This window comes from Nocardiopsis sp. iso_237 (genome assembly GCF_056173345.1).
The window spans coordinates 3965012-3982268 of the sequence record NZ_CM149669.1; the positions used below are offsets into that span (position 1 = coordinate 3965012).

At 73.2% G+C, this 17257-nt stretch carries 13 protein-coding genes; 6 read left to right on the plus strand and 7 right to left on the minus strand.

The annotated features are described in order from the left end of the window. The first annotated feature begins 21 nt into the window (after window positions 1-21). A complete protein-coding gene (locus AC0VYM_RS18195; protein WP_475453721.1) occupies window positions 22-810 on the plus strand; it encodes an RNA ligase family protein in 789 nt (262 codons plus the stop codon). Continuing rightward, window positions 794-1918, plus strand: coding sequence for an AAA family ATPase (locus AC0VYM_RS18200; protein ID WP_475453723.1), 1125 nt, complete (start codon window positions 794-796; stop codon window positions 1916-1918). The genes AC0VYM_RS18195 and AC0VYM_RS18200 overlap by 17 nt, the downstream gene beginning before the upstream one ends. Here the strand turns inward: AC0VYM_RS18200 and AC0VYM_RS18205 are convergent. Beyond that, complete coding sequence (locus AC0VYM_RS18205) at window positions 1915-2343, minus strand: pyridoxamine 5'-phosphate oxidase family protein (protein ID WP_475453725.1); 429 nt, start codon at window positions 2341-2343, stop codon at window positions 1915-1917. The genes AC0VYM_RS18200 and AC0VYM_RS18205 overlap by 4 nt on opposite strands. Before the next feature lie 407 nt (window positions 2344-2750). On the opposite strand from AC0VYM_RS18205, the gene AC0VYM_RS18210 reads away from it, so the two are divergent. Continuing rightward, window positions 2751-4085, plus strand: a complete 1335-nt coding sequence (locus AC0VYM_RS18210) for an MFS transporter (RefSeq protein WP_475453727.1) — start codon at window positions 2751-2753, stop codon at window positions 4083-4085. A 429-nt stretch (window positions 4086-4514) separates the two neighbouring features. Here the strand turns inward: AC0VYM_RS18210 and AC0VYM_RS18215 are convergent, their stop codons facing one another. Continuing rightward, window positions 4515-6203: an nSTAND1 domain-containing NTPase gene (locus AC0VYM_RS18215; RefSeq protein WP_475453729.1), complete on the minus strand. Its 1689-nt coding sequence runs from the start codon at window positions 6201-6203 to the stop codon at window positions 4515-4517. Window positions 6204-6350: 147 nt separating this feature from the next. After that, complete coding sequence (fxsA, locus tag AC0VYM_RS18220) at window positions 6351-6524, minus strand: FxSxx-COOH cyclophane-containing RiPP peptide (RefSeq protein WP_378736865.1); 174 nt, start codon at window positions 6522-6524, stop codon at window positions 6351-6353. Between the two features lie 264 nt (window positions 6525-6788). On the opposite strand from fxsA, the gene fxsT reads away from it, so the two are divergent. Beyond that, window positions 6789-9374, plus strand: a complete 2586-nt coding sequence (gene fxsT / locus AC0VYM_RS18225; protein ID WP_475453732.1) for an FxSxx-COOH system tetratricopeptide repeat protein — start codon at window positions 6789-6791, stop codon at window positions 9372-9374. Between the two features lie 45 nt (window positions 9375-9419). Here fxsT and AC0VYM_RS18230 read toward each other — a convergent pair whose 3' ends face one another. Together AC0VYM_RS18230 and AC0VYM_RS18235 are read right to left on the minus strand one after the other, a co-directional pair. Further along, window positions 9420-10727, minus strand: a complete 1308-nt coding sequence (locus AC0VYM_RS18230) for an HEXXH motif domain-containing protein (RefSeq protein WP_475453734.1) — start codon at window positions 10725-10727, stop codon at window positions 9420-9422. Further along, complete coding sequence (locus AC0VYM_RS18235) at window positions 10728-11897, minus strand: FxsB family cyclophane-forming radical SAM/SPASM peptide maturase (protein ID WP_475453736.1); 1170 nt, start codon at window positions 11895-11897, stop codon at window positions 10728-10730. Window positions 11898-12454: 557 nt separating this feature from the next. Between AC0VYM_RS18235 and AC0VYM_RS18240 the strand changes: the two genes are divergently transcribed. Then, complete coding sequence (locus AC0VYM_RS18240) at window positions 12455-13753, plus strand: hypothetical protein (RefSeq protein WP_475453738.1); 1299 nt, start codon at window positions 12455-12457, stop codon at window positions 13751-13753. A gap of 9 nt (window positions 13754-13762) precedes the next feature. Here the strand turns inward: AC0VYM_RS18240 and AC0VYM_RS18245 are convergent, their stop codons facing one another. After that, window positions 13763-14248, minus strand: coding sequence for a GNAT family N-acetyltransferase (locus AC0VYM_RS18245; RefSeq protein WP_475453740.1), 486 nt, complete (start codon window positions 14246-14248; stop codon window positions 13763-13765). Between the two features lie 178 nt (window positions 14249-14426). On the opposite strand from AC0VYM_RS18245, the gene AC0VYM_RS18250 reads away from it, so the two are divergent. Beyond that, a complete protein-coding gene (locus AC0VYM_RS18250; RefSeq protein ID WP_475453743.1) occupies window positions 14427-16001 on the plus strand; it encodes a hypothetical protein in 1575 nt (524 codons plus the stop codon). A 71-nt stretch (window positions 16002-16072) separates the two neighbouring features. Here AC0VYM_RS18250 and AC0VYM_RS18255 read toward each other — a convergent pair whose 3' ends face one another. Beyond that, entirely contained in the window at window positions 16073-17236 is a 1164-nt protein-coding gene (locus AC0VYM_RS18255) for a hypothetical protein (RefSeq protein ID WP_475453746.1), read from the minus strand. Between the last annotated feature and the right edge of the window lie 21 nt (window positions 17237-17257).

Genomic DNA, 17257 nt, shown 5'->3' on the forward strand with positions numbered 1-17257 from the left:
TCCGGTGTGTACAACCGTCACATGCTTCGCAAGTACCCCCGCACCCGGCACATCCGCGGGTCGCGGCTCCAACACGGTGACCACGACCTGTCGGCCGAGCCGTTCGCGCACCTGGCCGGACGGCACCTGGTCGTGGAGGAGAAGCTGGACGGCGCCAACGCCGGGATCAGCTTCGGGCTTGACGGTCGGCTGCGGCTCCAGAGCCGCGGCCACTACCTGACCGGCGGCCCCCGGGAACGGCAGTTCGCCCCGTTCAAGGCCTGGGCGGCGGCGGTGGCGCCCGTGCTGTGGCCCCGGTTGGGCGACCGGTACGTGCTCTACGGCGAGTGGCTGTACGCGCGGCACACCGTCTTCTACGACGCGCTGCCGCACTACTTCTGCGAGTTCGACGTGCTGGACACCCGCGACGGGACGTTCCTGTCCACTCCACGAAGACGCGCGCTCCTGGCCGGTACGCCCGTCGTGTCGGTTCCGGTGCTGCACGAGGGCCCCCTGGCCTCACTCGGGGAACTGACCTCGCTGGTGGGGGCCTCCACGTGCCGGACCCCCGCGTGGCGCGGCGCCCTGGCCGACGCCGCCAGGGCCGGTGGCGCCGACCCGGAACGGGCCCTGGCGGAGACGGACGGCTCCGACCTCATGGAGGGGTTGTACGTCAAGGTCGAGGAGGGCGACCACACGGTCGACCGGTACAAGTGGGTGCGGTCGGAGTTCACCTCCGCGATCCTGGACGCGGGCACGCACTGGCTCGACCGGCCGCTGATCGCCAACGCCCTGGCCGACCCGGAGGTGCTGTATGCGGCCGTTCGATGAGCTCTGCCCCGCGCCGCCGCACTGGGACCTGGACTGGGGCCGGGTACGCGAGGCCTTCACGTGGGTGCGGGACCTCGCCGGGGTCGAGCAGGACCCGGTCCACCACGCCGAGGGGGACGTGGAGGTGCACACCCGCATGGCGTGCGAGGCCCTCGCGGATCTGCCCGAGTGGCGCGCCCGGCCCGTCGGGGAACGGGTCCGGCTCTTCGCGGCGGTGCTCCTGCACGACGTGGCCAAGCCCCTGTGCACCCGGCGCGACGAGGACGGCCGGGTGACCGCCCACGGGCACTCGCGAGGCGGTGACCTGCTGGCACGCCGGATCCTCTGGGAGGCCGGGGCACCGGTCGAGTGGCGTGAGCACGTCGCGGCGCTGGTCCGCCACCACCAGGTGCCCTTCTGGGCCCTGGAACGCCCGGACCTGCGCCGGATCGCGTTCCGCGCCAGCCTGCTGGCCCGCAACGACGACCTGGTGCTGTTGGCCACCGCCGACATCCTCGGACGCCACTGCGGAGACGCCTCGGAGGTCCTGGAGAACGTCGGGCTGTACGCCGAGTACTGCGCCGAGCAGCGCTGCCTGGACGTACCGCGCGCCTTCCCGTCCGACCACGCGCGGTTCTGGTTCTTCCGCAGACCCGACCGCGACCCGGACTACGCCGCCCACGACGACACGCGGCTGACCGTGACGGTGATGTCCGGCCTGCCCGGCGCGGGCAAGGACCACTGGATCAGGGCGAACCGCCCGGACGTGCCGGTGGTGAGCCTGGACGCGCTCCGCGCGGAACTGGGCGTGCGGCCCACCGCCGACCAGCGTCCGGTGGCCGCGGCCGCCACCGAGCGCGCCCGCGAGCACCTGCGCGCCGGCCGGTCGTTCGTCTGGAACGCCACCAACGTCTCGCGCGACCTGCGCGGGAGGTCGGTGTCCCTGGCCGCGGACTACCGGGCCCGGGTGGAGATCGTGGCGCTGGAGGCGCCGCCCCGGGTGCTGCGCGAGCGGATGGGCCGCAGGTCCGCACCGGTGCCGCCAGCGGCGGTGGAACGGCTGGTCCGGCGTTGGGAGTGCCCCGATCCGACCGAGGCCCACCGGGTGGCCCGGCTGGAGACCGGCTAGCCGGGGGTCGGGGTGGTCTCGGGGGCGGTTCCGGCCATGAGCCACCGGGTGACGCCCACCTCCAGGAGGGAGCGGCGCGGGTCCCCGCCGTAGGGCGTGCGCGGGTCCCAGTCGTAGCGGTCGCGGAAGGCCGCCAGCACGTCCTCCGGGAAGTGGTCGTGGAGGACGGCCCGCCCCTGGACGACCACGGGGGCGTCCCCGTCCTCCAGGGCGAGGGACACCCTCGGGTCGCGTAGGGCGTTGCGGGCCTTGACGGAGGCGGTGGACACCCCGATCCACCAGCGCTCCCGGAGGTGGACGAACCACACCGGGACCACGTGGGGCGATCCGTCGGCGCGCAGTGTGCACAGCCAGACGTTGCGGTCGTCGGCCAGGCGCGGGCGCAGGTGTGCGGGGGCGGGCAGGAAGGGCTCGGGGTGGGGCACGGTACTCCTCGGCTCGGGTTCCCGAGCAGTGTGCGCCCTCAACCAGAGTTGAGGTCAATCGGAGAAAACGGTATAAAACGTCCAATCACCCTTTCCCCTGTTGACACTTGCGACCCAGACACTCATGTTGAACACCAACAGGCCTAAGGGACGCGCTTTTCCGGATAGCATGACCCGGGACCTTCAGAACCGCGTGGACCACGCCGATCGGGTCAGCACACGCCCTACACCACAGGGCCTGCCGCATTCGGATTTGTCACCCCGGTGCACCTTGCGGGGTTTTTCGGCACCCACGTTTTCCATCTGCATTGAGAACGATGTCAACAACGGAACCCCGTGTTGGGGAGACCTTTCCGACTCGAGACACCGGACGTTGGCGACGCCATTTCGCGTTGCTGTGGAGCAGTGTGGCGCTGGCCAGCCTCGGGACCATGACCTTCGGTCTGGCCGTCCCCCTCCTGGCCCTGTTCCACACCGGGTCTCCCGTCCTGGCCGGTTGGATCGCCGCGGCCGGGATGGTGCCCCGCACCGTCCTGCACATACCCGTCGGCCTCGTGGTGGACCGCCACGACCCGCGCACCGTCATGGTCGTCGGCCTGGCCACCCGTGTCGCCTGCGTCGTCCTGTTCGTCGGCCCGGTCCTGGTGTTCGACGCGCCCGTCGTCCTGCTCGCCGTCGCCTCGGCCCTGCACGGCGTGTGCGGCACACTGCACGCCACGGCGGGGGCGGCGGCGGTGCCCCTGCTCGTGCCCCGGGACGAGCTGGCCGGCGCTGCCGCCAAGAACGAGGCCCGCACCGACGCCACCCAGATGATCGGCCGCCCCCTCGGCGGCGCCCTGTACGGGGTGGCGCACGGGCTGCCCGCGCTCTTCGACACCGTCGTCTCCGCCCTGGGGCTGTGGGCGGCCTGGCTGCTGCCCCGGACCAGGACCGCGTCGCGGCGCTCCGGCCCCCGGCACGGTGTCGTCCGGGATCTGGCCGGGGGGTTCCTGCTGCTGCGCTCGGACCGCTTCCTGCTCCGGTCGCTGCTCGTGTGCACCATCACCAACGCGCTGTTCCAGTCGGTCTGGCTGATCATCATGATGACCGCCACCGACGAGGAGCTGTCCGCCTTCCTGCTGGGCGTGGTGCTCGCCGCCACCGGCGCCGGGGGGCTGCTCGGCGCCCTGCTCGCCCCGGTCCTGGTCCGCAGGCTCACCCCCACCCGGATGGTGGTGCTCTGCCTGTGGGCGTGGCTGGCCCTGACCCTGCTACTGGTCGTGGCCGAGCGGGCCGGGCCGACCTGGCTCCTGGCGGCGCTGCCCGTGGTCTGGGGCGGCATCGGGTTCGTCGGCGCGCACATGAACGTCACCGTGGCCACGTACCACACCACCCACGTCCCCCCCGAGTACCTGGGGCGCCTCACCGGCACCGTGCGCTTCCTCAGCGGCGGCGCCCTGCCCGTGGGCATGCTGTGCGGCGGCTACGCGCTGGAGTCACTCGGCGTGCACGGCACCGTCCTTCTCGTGTGCGCCGCCGTCGGAACGCTCACCCTCGCGTTCACCCTGGCTCTTGTTCTGCGCTCGGGTCATCCTCGAACGGCACCGCGAAGGAACCGGCCGCGCCCCCGGACCGTACGACGGGGGCCACCGCCTCCAGCACCCACTCCGCCGGAACCGCCTCGGCCAGAGCCCGAAGACCCGAGGCCAAATCCCGGTGCACCTGCTCAGCGCTCCGGTCGGTACGCGCCTGGACGTGGTTGAGGGCCTCGTCCACCGCGTCGCGGAGGGCGTCGACCCGGTCCTGGCCGTCCGGTGAGAGGACGTCGCGCATACGCTCCACCGCGATCACCGCCTCGAAGATGTCCGTCCGGGCCTGGCGCACGAGTTCGGACAGGTCGTCGCCGCCCTGCCGGGACGGACCGTGCAGGCGGATCTGCGCGATGCTGCGCATGCCGATGTCGAGCCGCAGCACGCTGCCGCGCACCTCCTCCAACCGGGTGCGCACCTCCCGCTCCCGGGCCAGCCCCCTCTCGTGGTCGCGCAGCTCCCGCTCCCGCTCCAGGGCGTGCTCGGCGCGCCACCGCTCGACCTGGGCGGCCCGGTGCCCCGACAGGGCCGTGGCCCCCAGGGTGCTGACGGCGGTGATGACACCGGTGATCAGGGCGACCAGCACGGTGGAGTCGAACAGGCTCAACTCGTTCCTCCCTTGGCGACGCCCCGCTGTTCGGCCCGGATCTCACCGCGCGTGCGCCGCGCCTCGGTGATCCCGCCGCCGCCCACCATGGCGCCCTCCAGGACGTCCAGGGCGGAACTCCCCTGCCCCGCGAGCCAGAGCACCTGCCCGATCCCGGTGCGCAGGCTGGGGTCGGCGTGCACGCGCCCCTCGGCCGCCGCCAGGCCCGTGAGGCCCGCCGACCGCTCTCCGAGCATCAGGCGGTTGCGCGCCTCGGCCACCAGCAGGCGCGAGACCGCCGCCCCGTCACCGACCGCCTCCCGTTGCCGTGCGGCGTCCGCGTAGTGTCCGGCCGCCGCACGGTGGTCGCCGCGCTCGAAAGCGAGGTCGCCCAGGAGCGCCGTGAGCAGCGCGCGCTCCCTCGGTCCCGGCGCCGGTCGCGAGCTCAGGCCCCGACGCGCCTGCTCGGCCGCCAGGGCCGTCTCCCCTCGGGTGTGGGCGACGCGGGCGGCGTCCAGGGGGCTCGGCTCGCCCTGGTCGTCGGGCGTTCGGGGGAACGGGGACAGCGCCGCCAGGGGGCGCGCCAGCCTCGGATGGCGTAACAGGTAGGCGGAACCGTCCCGGTTCGCGGTGACCAGGTGGCGGTCCTCCAGGGCGTGGACCACCCCGGGGGTGAGCTCGCCGTCCGGATCCTCACAGGCGGGACGGCCCACGCCCCGGGGCCCGGCCTCGGCCACCGCGCGCAGCCAGGCGTGCGGGACCTCCGGGGACACCAGGTGCTCGTGTGCCACCCGGGCCAGAACCCCCGACAGGTACGCGGTGAGGACGCGGTCGACCTCGGCGTCGGAGTCCGGCACCAGGGCGTTTCCGGACCCGCTGGCCTCCTCCCAGAGCGCCTGTCCCAGGACCTGGAGGAGGGCGGGCTCGACGGTGTCGCCGCGGGCACCGGCGCGGCTCCCCTCCTCGCGCGCGGCGCGGGCCTGCTCGACGAGTCGGCCGGAGTCCCGGGCGGCGGTACGCGAACCGGCCAGGGTCAGGGAGCGCGTCACCACCTCGGCGGCGGTGCCCGGGGCGAACGGCGCCAGCCCCACCTCGGCGTGGTCGACCTCCCGCTTCTCCACCAGGCGCCGGAGTTCGTCGAGGTGCTGCGTGCGCACGGTCAGCAGCAGGTGCAGGTCGGGGCGGTGCTCCACGGCGGTGAACAGTTCGTCGAGGAAGTCCCTGCGCACGGGCTCGGGCGCGGCCGAACGCCGCAGCAGGAGTTCGGTCTGGTCCAGGACGGCGAAGACCGGCCGGGGCAGGCCCTGCCGGTCGGTGCTCTCGTGGGTGCGCAGGTAGTCGGTGATCGAGGTGCCCGGCCCGTGCGTGGGGAAGTCCGAGGGGCTCCACAACGCCAGCAGCGCCCGGCTGTAGGGGTTCTGACCGGGGAGTATCGCGGCGGGGAAGCCCGGGTCGAAGCGGAGCTCGCCCAGGGGGAGGACGGTGCTTCCCCGATCGGTGAGCGCGGGCAGCGCACCGGCTCCGACCAGGGAGGTCTTCCCCACCCCGTTGTCCCCGTGGAGGACGGTGAGCCGGTGGCGGCCCCAGGAACGCACCAGTTCCTCGGTCTCGGAACGGCGGCCGAGAAAGTGTCGCCGGTCCTGGGCACGGAAGGGCCGCGCCCCGACGAACGGTCCGTGCGCGTGGACGATGGCGGCTCGTGTCATGAAGCAGCTCCCGGCCAGCGAGAATGGAGACAGCACCTGTGTGAGGAGCGCTGTCCATGGTGTCACGGGTCAGGGCACGGTTTCGAGCCCCGGTGACATTCCTGTGTCCTTTTCGCCGCACCGACGACGTGTCGCCACCGAACGGTCCTACTCGGGGTCGTTGACGAACCCGGCCACGACCTCGGCGCCCGCTTCTCCGGGGTCGAGCACCGTACGCAGCGCCTCGGCTATCGCCGAACCGCCGATACCCTCCAGGTCGCGCAACGACAGTTCACCCACGTCCACCAGCGCCGTTCCGCCGGTGAACCCGTGTTCTCCCATGTGTTCGCCTCCGCGTCGTAGCGGCCGCCGTTCCGCGGCCAACCGCGAACGGTCGGTGGGGCCCGCCCATTCGCCCCGGCGTTTTCGATTCGCCGTCCAGAAGTTACTACCACACACCTGTCCTTCCCTAACCTCTTCGCCTACTCTGATGAGGTTGACGAATCCCTCAGGCAACAAGTACCGACACGACACAACACCGGGGCTTCTCACGTTGATGGGGAAAAGAATTCCTGGTGGGGCCTATGTGAAACCGGAGGACAACGCGTGACCGCTTCCAAAGGGACCCCCCAGGGCCAGAACAAGAACCGTTTCCCGGAAGGGCACGGCGGAAACAGATTCCCGGAAGTGTGGGGGCGCGTTCCGCCGCGTCACAAGAACTTCACCGGCCGCGACGAACAGATCAGCGCGCTCCGTGCCGGACTGCTCAACCAGGTCACCGCCGTGGTCCCCCACCCCTCGGACCCGGTGGTCCCCCACACGCTCCAGGGGTACGGCGGGGTCGGCAAGACCCTCATGGCCGTGGAGTACGCCCACCGGTACCGGAGCGAGTACGACCTGGTCTGGTGGGTCATGGCCGACCAGCCCGGCCTTGTGGACTCCGCGCTGGCCCACCTCGCACCGCACCTGGGCCTGCCCGGACCGGGGGTGACCGGCGTCGAGGACGCCGCCGACGCGGTGCTGGAGGCCCTGCGCAAGGGCGAGCCGTACGCGCGCTGGCTGCTCATCTTCGACAACGCCGACGAGCCGGAGGAGCTCACCGAGGTCATCCCGCAGGGGCCCGGGCACGTCCTGATCACCACCCGCAACCACCGGTGGGAGGGCGTCGCGGAGACGGTGCCGGTCAACGTGTTCAGCGAGCACGAGAGCGTGGAGTTCCTCAAGAAGCGCATCCCGCGCGGGATCACCACCGAGGAGGCCGTCGAGCTGTCCGAGGCCCTGGGGTACCTCCCCCTGGCGCTGGAGCAGGCCGGAGCCCTCCAGTCCGAGACCGGCATGTCCACCCAGGAGTACCTGCGCCTGCTGTCCGAGCGCACCGGCCCGCTGCTGCGCGAGGGCAAGCCGCCGGAGTACCCCAAGCCGATGACCGCCGCGTGGCAGCTGTCCGTGGAGAAGCTCAAGGAGAACCTGCCCGAGGCGATGGAGCTGCTGCGCTGCTGCGCCTTCTTCGGCCCGGAGCCCATCCCCCGCGACCTCTTCTTCCCGGTGGACGAGGGCCCGATCCGCCCCGAGATGGCGGAGCTGATGGCCGACCCGATCCGGTTGAGCAAGGCCATCGGACAGCTGGGCCGCTACGCCCTGGTCCGGCTCGACCAGGCCAACCGCACCATCCAGGTGCACCGGCTGATCCAGGCGCTGCTGCGCGAGGAGCTGGACGAGGCCACCCAGGAGTCGATCCGGGTCGAGGTGTGGTCCCTCCTGAGCGCGGCGGCGCCGAACAGCTTCACGGACGCGTCGGCCCAGGCGCGCTACCTCGAACTGCTCTCCCACATGCGCCCGGCCGGGGTCGCGGAGTCGGACCGGCCCGAGGTGCGGCGCTTCGCGCTGAACATGCTGAACTTCCTCTACGTCTCCGGCAACTACGAGACCGCCAGCCGGTACGCCCGGAACTTCATCGAGAAGTGGACGGCCGACTCCGGCGAGGAGGACTCCTTCGTCCTGGAGGCCCAGGCCAAGTACGCCAACCGGCTCCGGGACCTGGGCAGGTACATCGCCTCGCACGACCTCAACCTGGCGATCCTCCCGAAGATGCGCCGCACGCTGGGCCACGCCCACCCGGAGACCCTCTCCGTGCTCTCCGGCCTGGGCGCGGACTACCGTGCCCGCGGCGACTTCTGGCAGGCCCGCGAGCACGACGAGGAGGTGCTGCGCCAGTACCAGGAGGCCTTCGGCCCCAACAACACCGCCACTCTGCGCGCCCTGTACAACCTGGCCCTGGACCACGCCCTCACCAGTGACTTCGCTGGTGCGCAGAGCAAGCACGAGCGCGCCTACATGCTGTTCAAGCGCAGCGGACCGGCAGGGGGCTCACCGACGCTGCTGGCGTTCTGGTCCGGGCTGGCCCAGGTGGTGCGGCTGTCCGGTGACTACACCGAGGCCTGCGACCTGGGTGAGGACGCACTCGCCTACGGCCGGGAGCAGCTGGGTGTGGAGGACCCCCGCACCCTGCGCGCCCAGGTGGACCTGGCGATCGCCCGGCGGCTCTCGGGTGAGCTGGACGAGGCACTCGAACTCGGCCAGGACGCGCACTCGCGCTATCTGCGCCTGCGCGGGATCAACCACCCGGACACCCTGGCCGCGGCGATGTGCCTGGCCAACCTGTGGCGGATGACCGGCGAGCTGGCCGGGGCCCTGGAACTGGCCGAGGACACCGACATGCGCTACGCCCAGGCCTACGGGGCCGACCACCCGTACAAGCACGGCTGCACGAGCAACGTGGCGCTGCTGTACCGGCTGATGGGCGACCCGGCGCGCTCGCGTTCGATGAACGAGTCGGCGCTCAACGCGCTGGAGGCCAGGCTCGGCCGCAACCACCACTACACCCTGGCGGCCGCGACCAACCTGGCCAGCGACCTGGCCGCGCTGGGCGAGGCCAAGAATGCCACGCGGCTGGGGCGGGGCACGCTGCGCCGCTACCGGGCCCTGCTGGGCGAGGAGCACCCGAGCACGCTGGCCTGCGCCTCCAACCTGGTGCTGGACCTGCGCGCCGAGCACGAGACGGAGGACGCCGACGAGCTGGCCGAGCACACCTTCACCGGTTACCTGCGCTCCCTCGGCCGTGAGCACTCCTACACCGGTGCCGCTGGCGAGGGCCGCCGACTGGTCGCGGACTTCGACCCCCCGCTGCTCTGACCCCCCGTGGGCGGGTCGGTGTCCGTGCCCGGGCCGCCGCCCGGCTCAACCGTGGCGTGCGTACCAGCGCTCCCGGTGGGTGCGGGCGGCGGCCTCGGCGGCCTCCTCCGCCGGGGCGGGGACCGGTTCGGCCAGCCACGCCCGCAGGGTGCGGTCGGTGGCGGCCAGGAACCGCTTGCCCTCCGCGGTGAGCCTGCCCGAGTCGGCCAGGGCGCCGGCGGCGTCCGCCGTGGAGCGCCGCCAGTGCGCGAAGTCCGCGTGGGCCCGGGCGGCCTCCCGCCCGGTGACGGTGTGCCGGTGCCTGCGCCAGAACCCGGCCACTCCCAGGTGGGCGTACACCCCCTGGAACAGCCCCGAGGCGGGACGGGGGTCGGGACGCCAGGGCGCGTAGTAGCGGCTGCCGTCCTCGGGCAGGGTGAGGTCCACCAGGTCGAGCAGGGCGGTGAGCTTGGCGTGCTGCACCTCGTGGGCGAAGGTGAGGGCCAGCAGGGTCGGTCCGGGCGGGGTGGACAGCCCGAGGTTGCCGTAGGCGTGCCGGGCGGTGGCGCTGGTGTGGGCACGCCCGCCCGGTGAGGTGATGGGGGTCAGGGTGAGCACGGTGTCGGCGGTCTCGGCGGCCACCGTCCAGTGGTCGTCGACCAGCAGCCGCCAGGCCCCCTCCAGGGTGCGGCGCCAGTGGGCGAGTTCGGCGGCGCCGATCCGGTGGGCGACGAGGTCGGCTCCGGGCAGGCGGTCGGGGTCCAGGTCGTCCAGGAGCAGCGTGAGGCGTCGGCCCCGGTGCTCGGCGGACAGTCGGCGCAGGGCGTGCCAGCCGGGCGCGTCCTCGTAGGGGTCCTCGGGGACGACCACCTCCGGCCCGTGTCCGGTGCGCAGCGAGGCCCGGCCTCCGGTGGTCTCGAACAGGGCCCGTCCGCCGCCGGTGTCGACGACGGCCCGGCCCAGTGACGGCAGCGGGGCGGTGGGGCCGTCCAGGGGCACCTCCAGGCGGCCGTCGATCCGGCCGCGCAGGGCGGCGACGGCCGCGACCGACGCCAGTCCGGTCACCCGGGGCCGTTCGGGCCGGTGTCCGGCCAGGGCCAGCACCGTCCGCCGCGCCCACACCCCCACGGTGGGGTGGCGCAGGACCGTCGCGACCCGCTCGGGCGCGTGCTCCTGGGCGCGCGCCAGCAGGTCGTAGGCGTCCCGGGCGCGGTCGGCGTCGGGGTGCCGCGCCGCCCGCGCCGCGTCCACGACGCGGCGCAACAGCAGGAGGTGCTTGCCGAACTGGGCGGCGCGCAGGTGGGCCGTGGCCCCGTCTCCTCCGCCGCCGCGGGCCAGCGCCTCGAACACCGGTTCCGGAACCGGATCTGACATTCAGAGCCCTTTCCTGATGCGGGCCACGTCCGCGGCCACGGTCTGGTGGATGTGGGTGATCAGGTGGAACAGGTCCGCGCAGTACACGGACGGGTTGAGGAAGCCGCTGCCCTCGCGGTAGCGGTGCGGGTAGAGGCCGCCGCCGCAGACCCGGGACAGCGGGCAGTCGGCGCACGTGGCGCTGAGCGCGCGGGCCCCGATCTGGCGGGCGGCCACGGCGGGCAGGTAGAGGGCGTCGTCGAAGCTGTGGGTGAAGGTGTGCAGGGGTGTGCTCGCGGCGCCCTCGAAGGCGGACTTGAGGCTGTCGACCTGTTCGACGCTGCCGTCGGTCTCCACCACCACGAGTGCGGCGGGGGAGAGTCCGACGCTCTCCGTGCGCGAGGGGCTGCCCAGGACGAGTCGGATGATCTCGTTGAACATGCGGATGTTGGTCTCGCGCTCGGACGAGTGGTACCAGCGGTCGAACACGGACACGAGCCAGGCGCCGTAGCGCGGTTCGGTGGGCGACCAGCCGGGCGGCGGCTCGTCCCAGTTGCCGTGCGGCAGGAGGAAGTCGACGCTCGGCGGGTCGTACTCCAGCAGGTGCTCGAAGGTCGCGACCGGGTCCGACTCCAGGTCGATGGTGGTGAGCAGCCCCGCCAGCAGGCGGCCGTCGCGGTCGTTGAGCCGTTCGATGCCCGCGCGCACCTCGGCGTGGGTGCCCCGCCCGTTGGCGCGGGTGCGGTGGCGGTCGTGGTCGGCCTCGGCTCCGTCGATGCTCACCCCCACCCGGATGCCGAGTTCCTCGAACAGGTCGAGGAAGTGGGAGTCGATCAGCACGCCGTTGGTCTGCATGCGCAGCGCCACGTGGACGTCGGGCTCGCAGGCCTTGCGCAGGGACTGGACGGTGTGCCTCAGGTGGTCGAGGCCGACCAGGAGCGGTTCGCCGCCGTGGAGGACGACGTCCACCCGTTCGCGTCCGTGGGCGCGGGCGTGCTCCGCGATGCGTTCGGCGACCCGGTCCACGGTGGGCCGGGCCATGCGGCGGGGTTGTGACCGCCAGCTCTGGTCGGCCATCTCGTACATGTAGCAGTAGTCGCAGGCCAGATTGCAGCGGCTGTGGATCTTGAGGATGAACTCGCGAAAGGGCGTGGGCCGCCACCCCTGACCGAGGAGCTCGTCGACATCCATGCCATCGGGCCATTCAGGGCGTCTTTCCGGGTCGGTACTCCGTGCCACGCGGGCGACCTCCTGGGATGACGGAAAGTGCGTAACCCAGTTGGATTATCGCATTTGTCGTTCTGTGTACTCCCCGTGGGTATCCACAAACCTCGCGTGCGGACAGTCCACCCCCACCCCGCGGTACGGGCGCCCTGGCCCGGACCTCGCTCGCCCGGGGCAGACTCCCTCCCGCCGCCTCCGGCGATTCTTCCCGACCCACGGCCCCCAAACACCGCAGGCACTGAGAAAGTGACCGATTCCGGCCATCGAAACGGTGATTGGCCATTAGCGGAGAGAGCACGGTGAAACCCGCCGATACGAGCACCCGTTATGATTCCGCCGCTTTTACCCGCCGTTTCTCCCCCCGCTTCACCACTCCCCCAGCAACCCCAGGGAAAAACGCCTCCATTTGGCACTCGGACACGGCGGCGAACGGGCTCGTTTTCGACGTTTTCCCATGCGGGAGCACCTGCCGGGGGTTACCCTGATGCAGTTCGGCCATCCGCATAACGTTCGGTGACCACCTCATGACTGAGAGACTCCTGACCGCCGTCTCCGCCTGCCTCGACTGGGCCAGCGCAGCCGATCCCCCGCCCTCGCTGGAGGAGAAGGACCTGGTCCTCCTCCTCAGCGTCCACCGCGACGCAGGGGCGCACGAGCCCGGCGACTGGACCGTCGACGACGTCCACGACGTCGCCACCCTCCTGTGCGACCGGAGCACCCTGCCGGACAGCCTCCGGGACAGCTGGTTGGCCTGGTGCGACCACCTGGTCTCCTCCGGAGGGCTGACGTCGGCGGAGAGTCCGCGCCGCCTGCGCGCCGCGATCGAGCGGATCGGGCTGACCCCGGGCCCCACCCGGATCTCCGGGCACGACCCCGTGGACGACGCCGCCACCCCGCTGCTGGCCCGGCTGGGTTGTGTGGAGGGCGCCGAACCGGCACCGCTGCTGCCCTACGTGCCGGGGTCCCGGGCCGGGCTGGACGCACGGGCCTCCGCCTGTCCGACCCTGCACCGGGCGGCCCTGCTGGCCGCCTGGGTGGCGCCGAGGAGACTGCTGCGCCCCGGCACGGACCACGACGACCTCTGCGCGCAGGAGACCGCCCGGGCCGCCCGTGACCTGGACAGCACTCCGGCCGAGGTGCGGTTCCTGTTCTCGGTGGCGCGCTCGGCGGCGCTGGTGCGCACGACCTACCTGCACGTCCTGCCCGGCCCGGCGGCGACCGCCTGGGCCGAGGAGCGGCCCGGCGCGGCCGCCGACGCGTGGGCGGACGCCCTGACCACCATGGCCGCGCTCCCCGGTCCCGCTCCGTTCCTGCTGCTGGCCGAACTCTTCCTGTCCGGGAGGGCGCGCGCCCCCGCCGAGCTGGTCGACTCCTGCGGTCCCGGTGCCCTGCCCGGCTCTGAGGAGCCCGAACAGTACGTCCGGCGGGCGCTCGGGGTCCTGGCCGACCTCGGCGCCGTGGAGAGGGTCGGTCCGGAGCGCTACCGGACCTCCGGGCTGGGCGACCACTGCGCGGCCCGGCACCTGGGCGAGTCCGGCGTACGGGTGCCGGTCGTACCGCCCGTGGGCGAGCTGGACGCGACGGGGCTCCTGGAGCTGTTGGCGGGGGTCCGGCCGGTGGACGTGGAGGTCCTGCTGGACCGCTGGCTCGCGGACCGGCCGCCGAAGGAGGCCGCTCGTGACCTGGTGGACGCCGGTCTGCCCGCGGTCGACGACGACCCCGAGTCCTTCGTCCTCGCCGTGTCCGCCGACCCCTCGGCCGAGACCGTGCTGGCCCACCTCGGGGCCTGCCCTCTGGGGGACGCCGCCGCCCTGGCGCGGTAGGGAGCGGCGTCAGTCCTTGACCACCAGGTCGTAGGCGAGGAGGTCGACTCCCGGGACGGGGGTCCAGTCGCGTTCGGGCAGGCGGACGAAGCCGTGGGACGCGTACAGGCGCTGTGCCCCGGTCATCACCGTCCGGGTGCAGAGCACCAGACGGGACACCCCCTCCGCGCGCGCCCGGTCCACGAGCGCGCGTACGAGGGCGGCGCCCACCCCGATCCGCCGCGCGGAGGGGTCCACCGCGAGGGCGCGGACCTCGGCCTCGTCGGGACCCCGGGCGATCTCACAGCGCGGCCCCCAGGGGACGAACACGACCGTGCCCACCACGCGGCCCTCCGCCTCGGCCACCAGGACCTCGTCCCCGTCCTCCCATCCCAGTTCCCGCAGGGTGCGGGCGTACACGGGACTCGCGGCCAGGAGCCCCTCGTGGTCGTAGGCCAGGACACGGAGGGCGCCGACGGCCTCCCGTTCGGAGGGCAGCGCGGTTCGGATCAGCATGCGCGCATTCAACCAGCACGACGAGACCGTTCCCACGGGTTTCCCGACGTTCGTCCGCGGTTGTCCACAGGCCCTCAGCGAAGAACCCCGGATTCTCCGATGATGGACACGTGGCCGCGTCACCTTCGGTGGTGCGGGGGCGCGGCCACCCCGCCCCCGGGAGAGAAGCGAGGACGCCATGACCGTTTTCCCCTCCGTCGACGCCGCCGTCCGTTCCTGTCTCGACTGGGCCCGCGGGTCCCGTCGTGTCGACCCGTGTTTCCTCACCCGGCTCCTCACCGTCCACGGCCATGTCCGATCCGACCCGGGGGACTGGGACCGCGACGACGTCACCCGGGTCATGCTCACCCTGTCCGCCGGCGGAGCCCTGCCCGAGGACTTCCGCGCCACCTGGCTCACCTGGTGTGACCATCTCGTGGAGCGGAACCTGCTGGGCCCGGAGGAGAGCCCCCGCGCCCTGCGCGCGGCGGTCGAGGACGTCCAGCCCCTCCCCCGGGACCAGGCCCCCTGGTCGGTGACCGAGGACGGCGCACCGTGGTGGGGGCGTCTCTGGGAGCCCGAGGACCTCCCCCGGGTGCACCTCGCCCCGGCCGCGCTCTCGGCCCCCGCCGCCCGGGCCTGCCCCGACCTGGAACGGGCGCTGCGCCTGGCCGCGTGGGCGGACGAGGGCCTGCCCCTCAGCACCGCCACGGAGGAGGAGGCGCTCACCGACCACACCGTGGCCGAGGCCTCGGCGCACCTGGGGCTGGCCCGGTCGGACGTGGCCCGGCTGTTCGAGGTCGCCCTGCGCGCCGGGTTCCTGCGGACCACCTACACCGAGGTCCGCCCCGGCGGGGGCACGCGGGACTGGGACGACGACACCCGGGTCGTCCTCGCCTGGGTCCGGGCCCTGCCCGCGATGCTGGCGGAGCACGGCGGGCTCGGTTCCCGGACACTCGGGGAGCTGTTCACCTCCGGAGGGGTGTGGACCGTCTCCGACCTGGTGGAGGCGCTCGCCCCGTGGCCCGCCCCGGGGCACTCCGTCCCGGGGCCGAGGGACGCGGCACCGTCCGGGGCGCGGCCGCCGACCCTCGAGGAAAGGGTCGCCGCGGCGGTGGGCGCCCTGGTCCGTGTCGGCGCGGTCGAGGCGCCGGGCGACGGCGGGCTGAGGATCAGCCCCCTGGGGGACCAGGCCATGGTCCATCGGTGGCGCCGCTGGGGGATCACCCTGCCCGGCTACCCGCCGACCACGTCCATGGACGCCCGGGAGCTGCTGCTCCAGCTCTGGGAGGGCCGACCGGTGGACGCCGAGGTCCTGGGGCGTGCCTGGCTGGCCGAGCGCGGGCCACGGAGCGGCGCCCGCGCACTCCTGGAGGTCTGCGCCGAGCTCGGTTCCTGGCGCCAGCGACTGGACGTCTTCCGGCTCTTCGACGGGATGGAGGAGGAACTGCGCGGGGTGTTCGAGGGCTACCGCGAACACCCCGTGCTGGGAGGGTGGGTCGCGCACGCCCGCAACGAGCCCGGCCGGGTGCGGTTGGAGCAGCTGGTGGTGGTCCTGCTGGACACCTACGCACTGCGGGTGGAGCTGGGCGCGCCGCTGCCCGCCGACGCCCCGGTCTGGCGCGACCCGGAGACGGTCACACGGCTGATGTGGCGCTCGGGCCATCCGGCGACCGACGGCGTGCTGACCGCCATCGCCCTCGGGGCCCTGGGCCCGGACGCCGCGAGGGCCGCCCGCCGCGCCCGGTTCAGCACGGTCGGAGCGGGCCCCTGACCAGCGACCGAAGCGTTCGGGGAGCGTCTGGTCCTGCTGACGGCCCCCGGGGCACTCGCCCGGCGCGAAGGTCAGGGGTGGTGAGGTGCGGAGTGGTCGGTGTCGTCGCTGAGGGCGGCCAGGCGCAGGGCCAGGGCCTGGGCTCGGACCAGATGGGAGAGGGACTCCTCCTGGTGCGGATGGGCCGCCCCGGCCTCGACGGTGCTGTCAGCGATCGCGTCGAGCTCGGCCGCGCTGCGGCGGTCCTGCTCCTCCAGTTCGGCCGCGTGGACCCGGCTGGCGTAGTCCTCCAGGGTGCGGACCCGTCGTTCCACGTCGGTGACGTCCGTCTGGAGCGCGGCACGCGCCCGACGGGCCGCCTCCCCGCTGCGTTGACCGGTCACGGGCGTGGTATCGATCCGTTGGCGGGTGCGGGACTGCCGGAGCAGACTCTGAGCGACGCCCCACTCCACGTCGGCGAGCACGACACGGTTGCGCACCTCGTCCAACAACAGACCACGCTGGTGCGGCGCCGAGTCGAGGACGGCGTCCACCGCCCGCTGGGCCCGGCCGAGCATCCAGCGGGCCGGGGCGTCCAACATGTCGCCGGTGACGAAACGCCCCTGGAGCTCCTCGACCGCGTCAGGCGCCCTCTCCGCCTCCTCCCGGGCCCGGGAGGCGCGCCCGCGCAGGTGGGCGTGGACGGCGCCCGCCCCCGCGAGACCGGCGGCCACCGACAGGGGGCCGAACACCTCCGGGGCGAACAGCAGTGTCAAGGACAGTACGCCCATCAGCGCGACCAGCAGGATCACCAGGGCTCCGGTGGACTCGACGCCGGAGCGCGGATCCGGATCGCGTGCCGCGACGCCGTGGTCGGCTCCCTCCCCACCGCTCTCCCGAGCCAGGGCCGCCACCAGACGGTCGCGATCGTCCCGGCTGAGCTCCGGGTGGACACTGACACCCCGGGGGTCGACGTGGTGCCCGGGTACGTCCGGGACCAGGGCCGAACGCAGGTGCGTTCCGGCCAGGGTGAGGCACCATCCCGAGGTTCCCTTGTCGTACCCGGCCAGCCCGCCCGAGACCAGCGCGGACACCGTCGTGCCCGGCAGTCCGGGCTCCAGGGCGAACACGTCCGGACGGCCGGCCACGGGCCGGGCCCGTGCCACCGCGGTCGTCACCGCGGACGGGACCCCACTCCCCCGGCCCTCGTCGAGCCGTACACGCGGGGCGTCCCCGTCACCCAGTCCGGTCGTCACGTTCCACCGCTCCTCCACCTC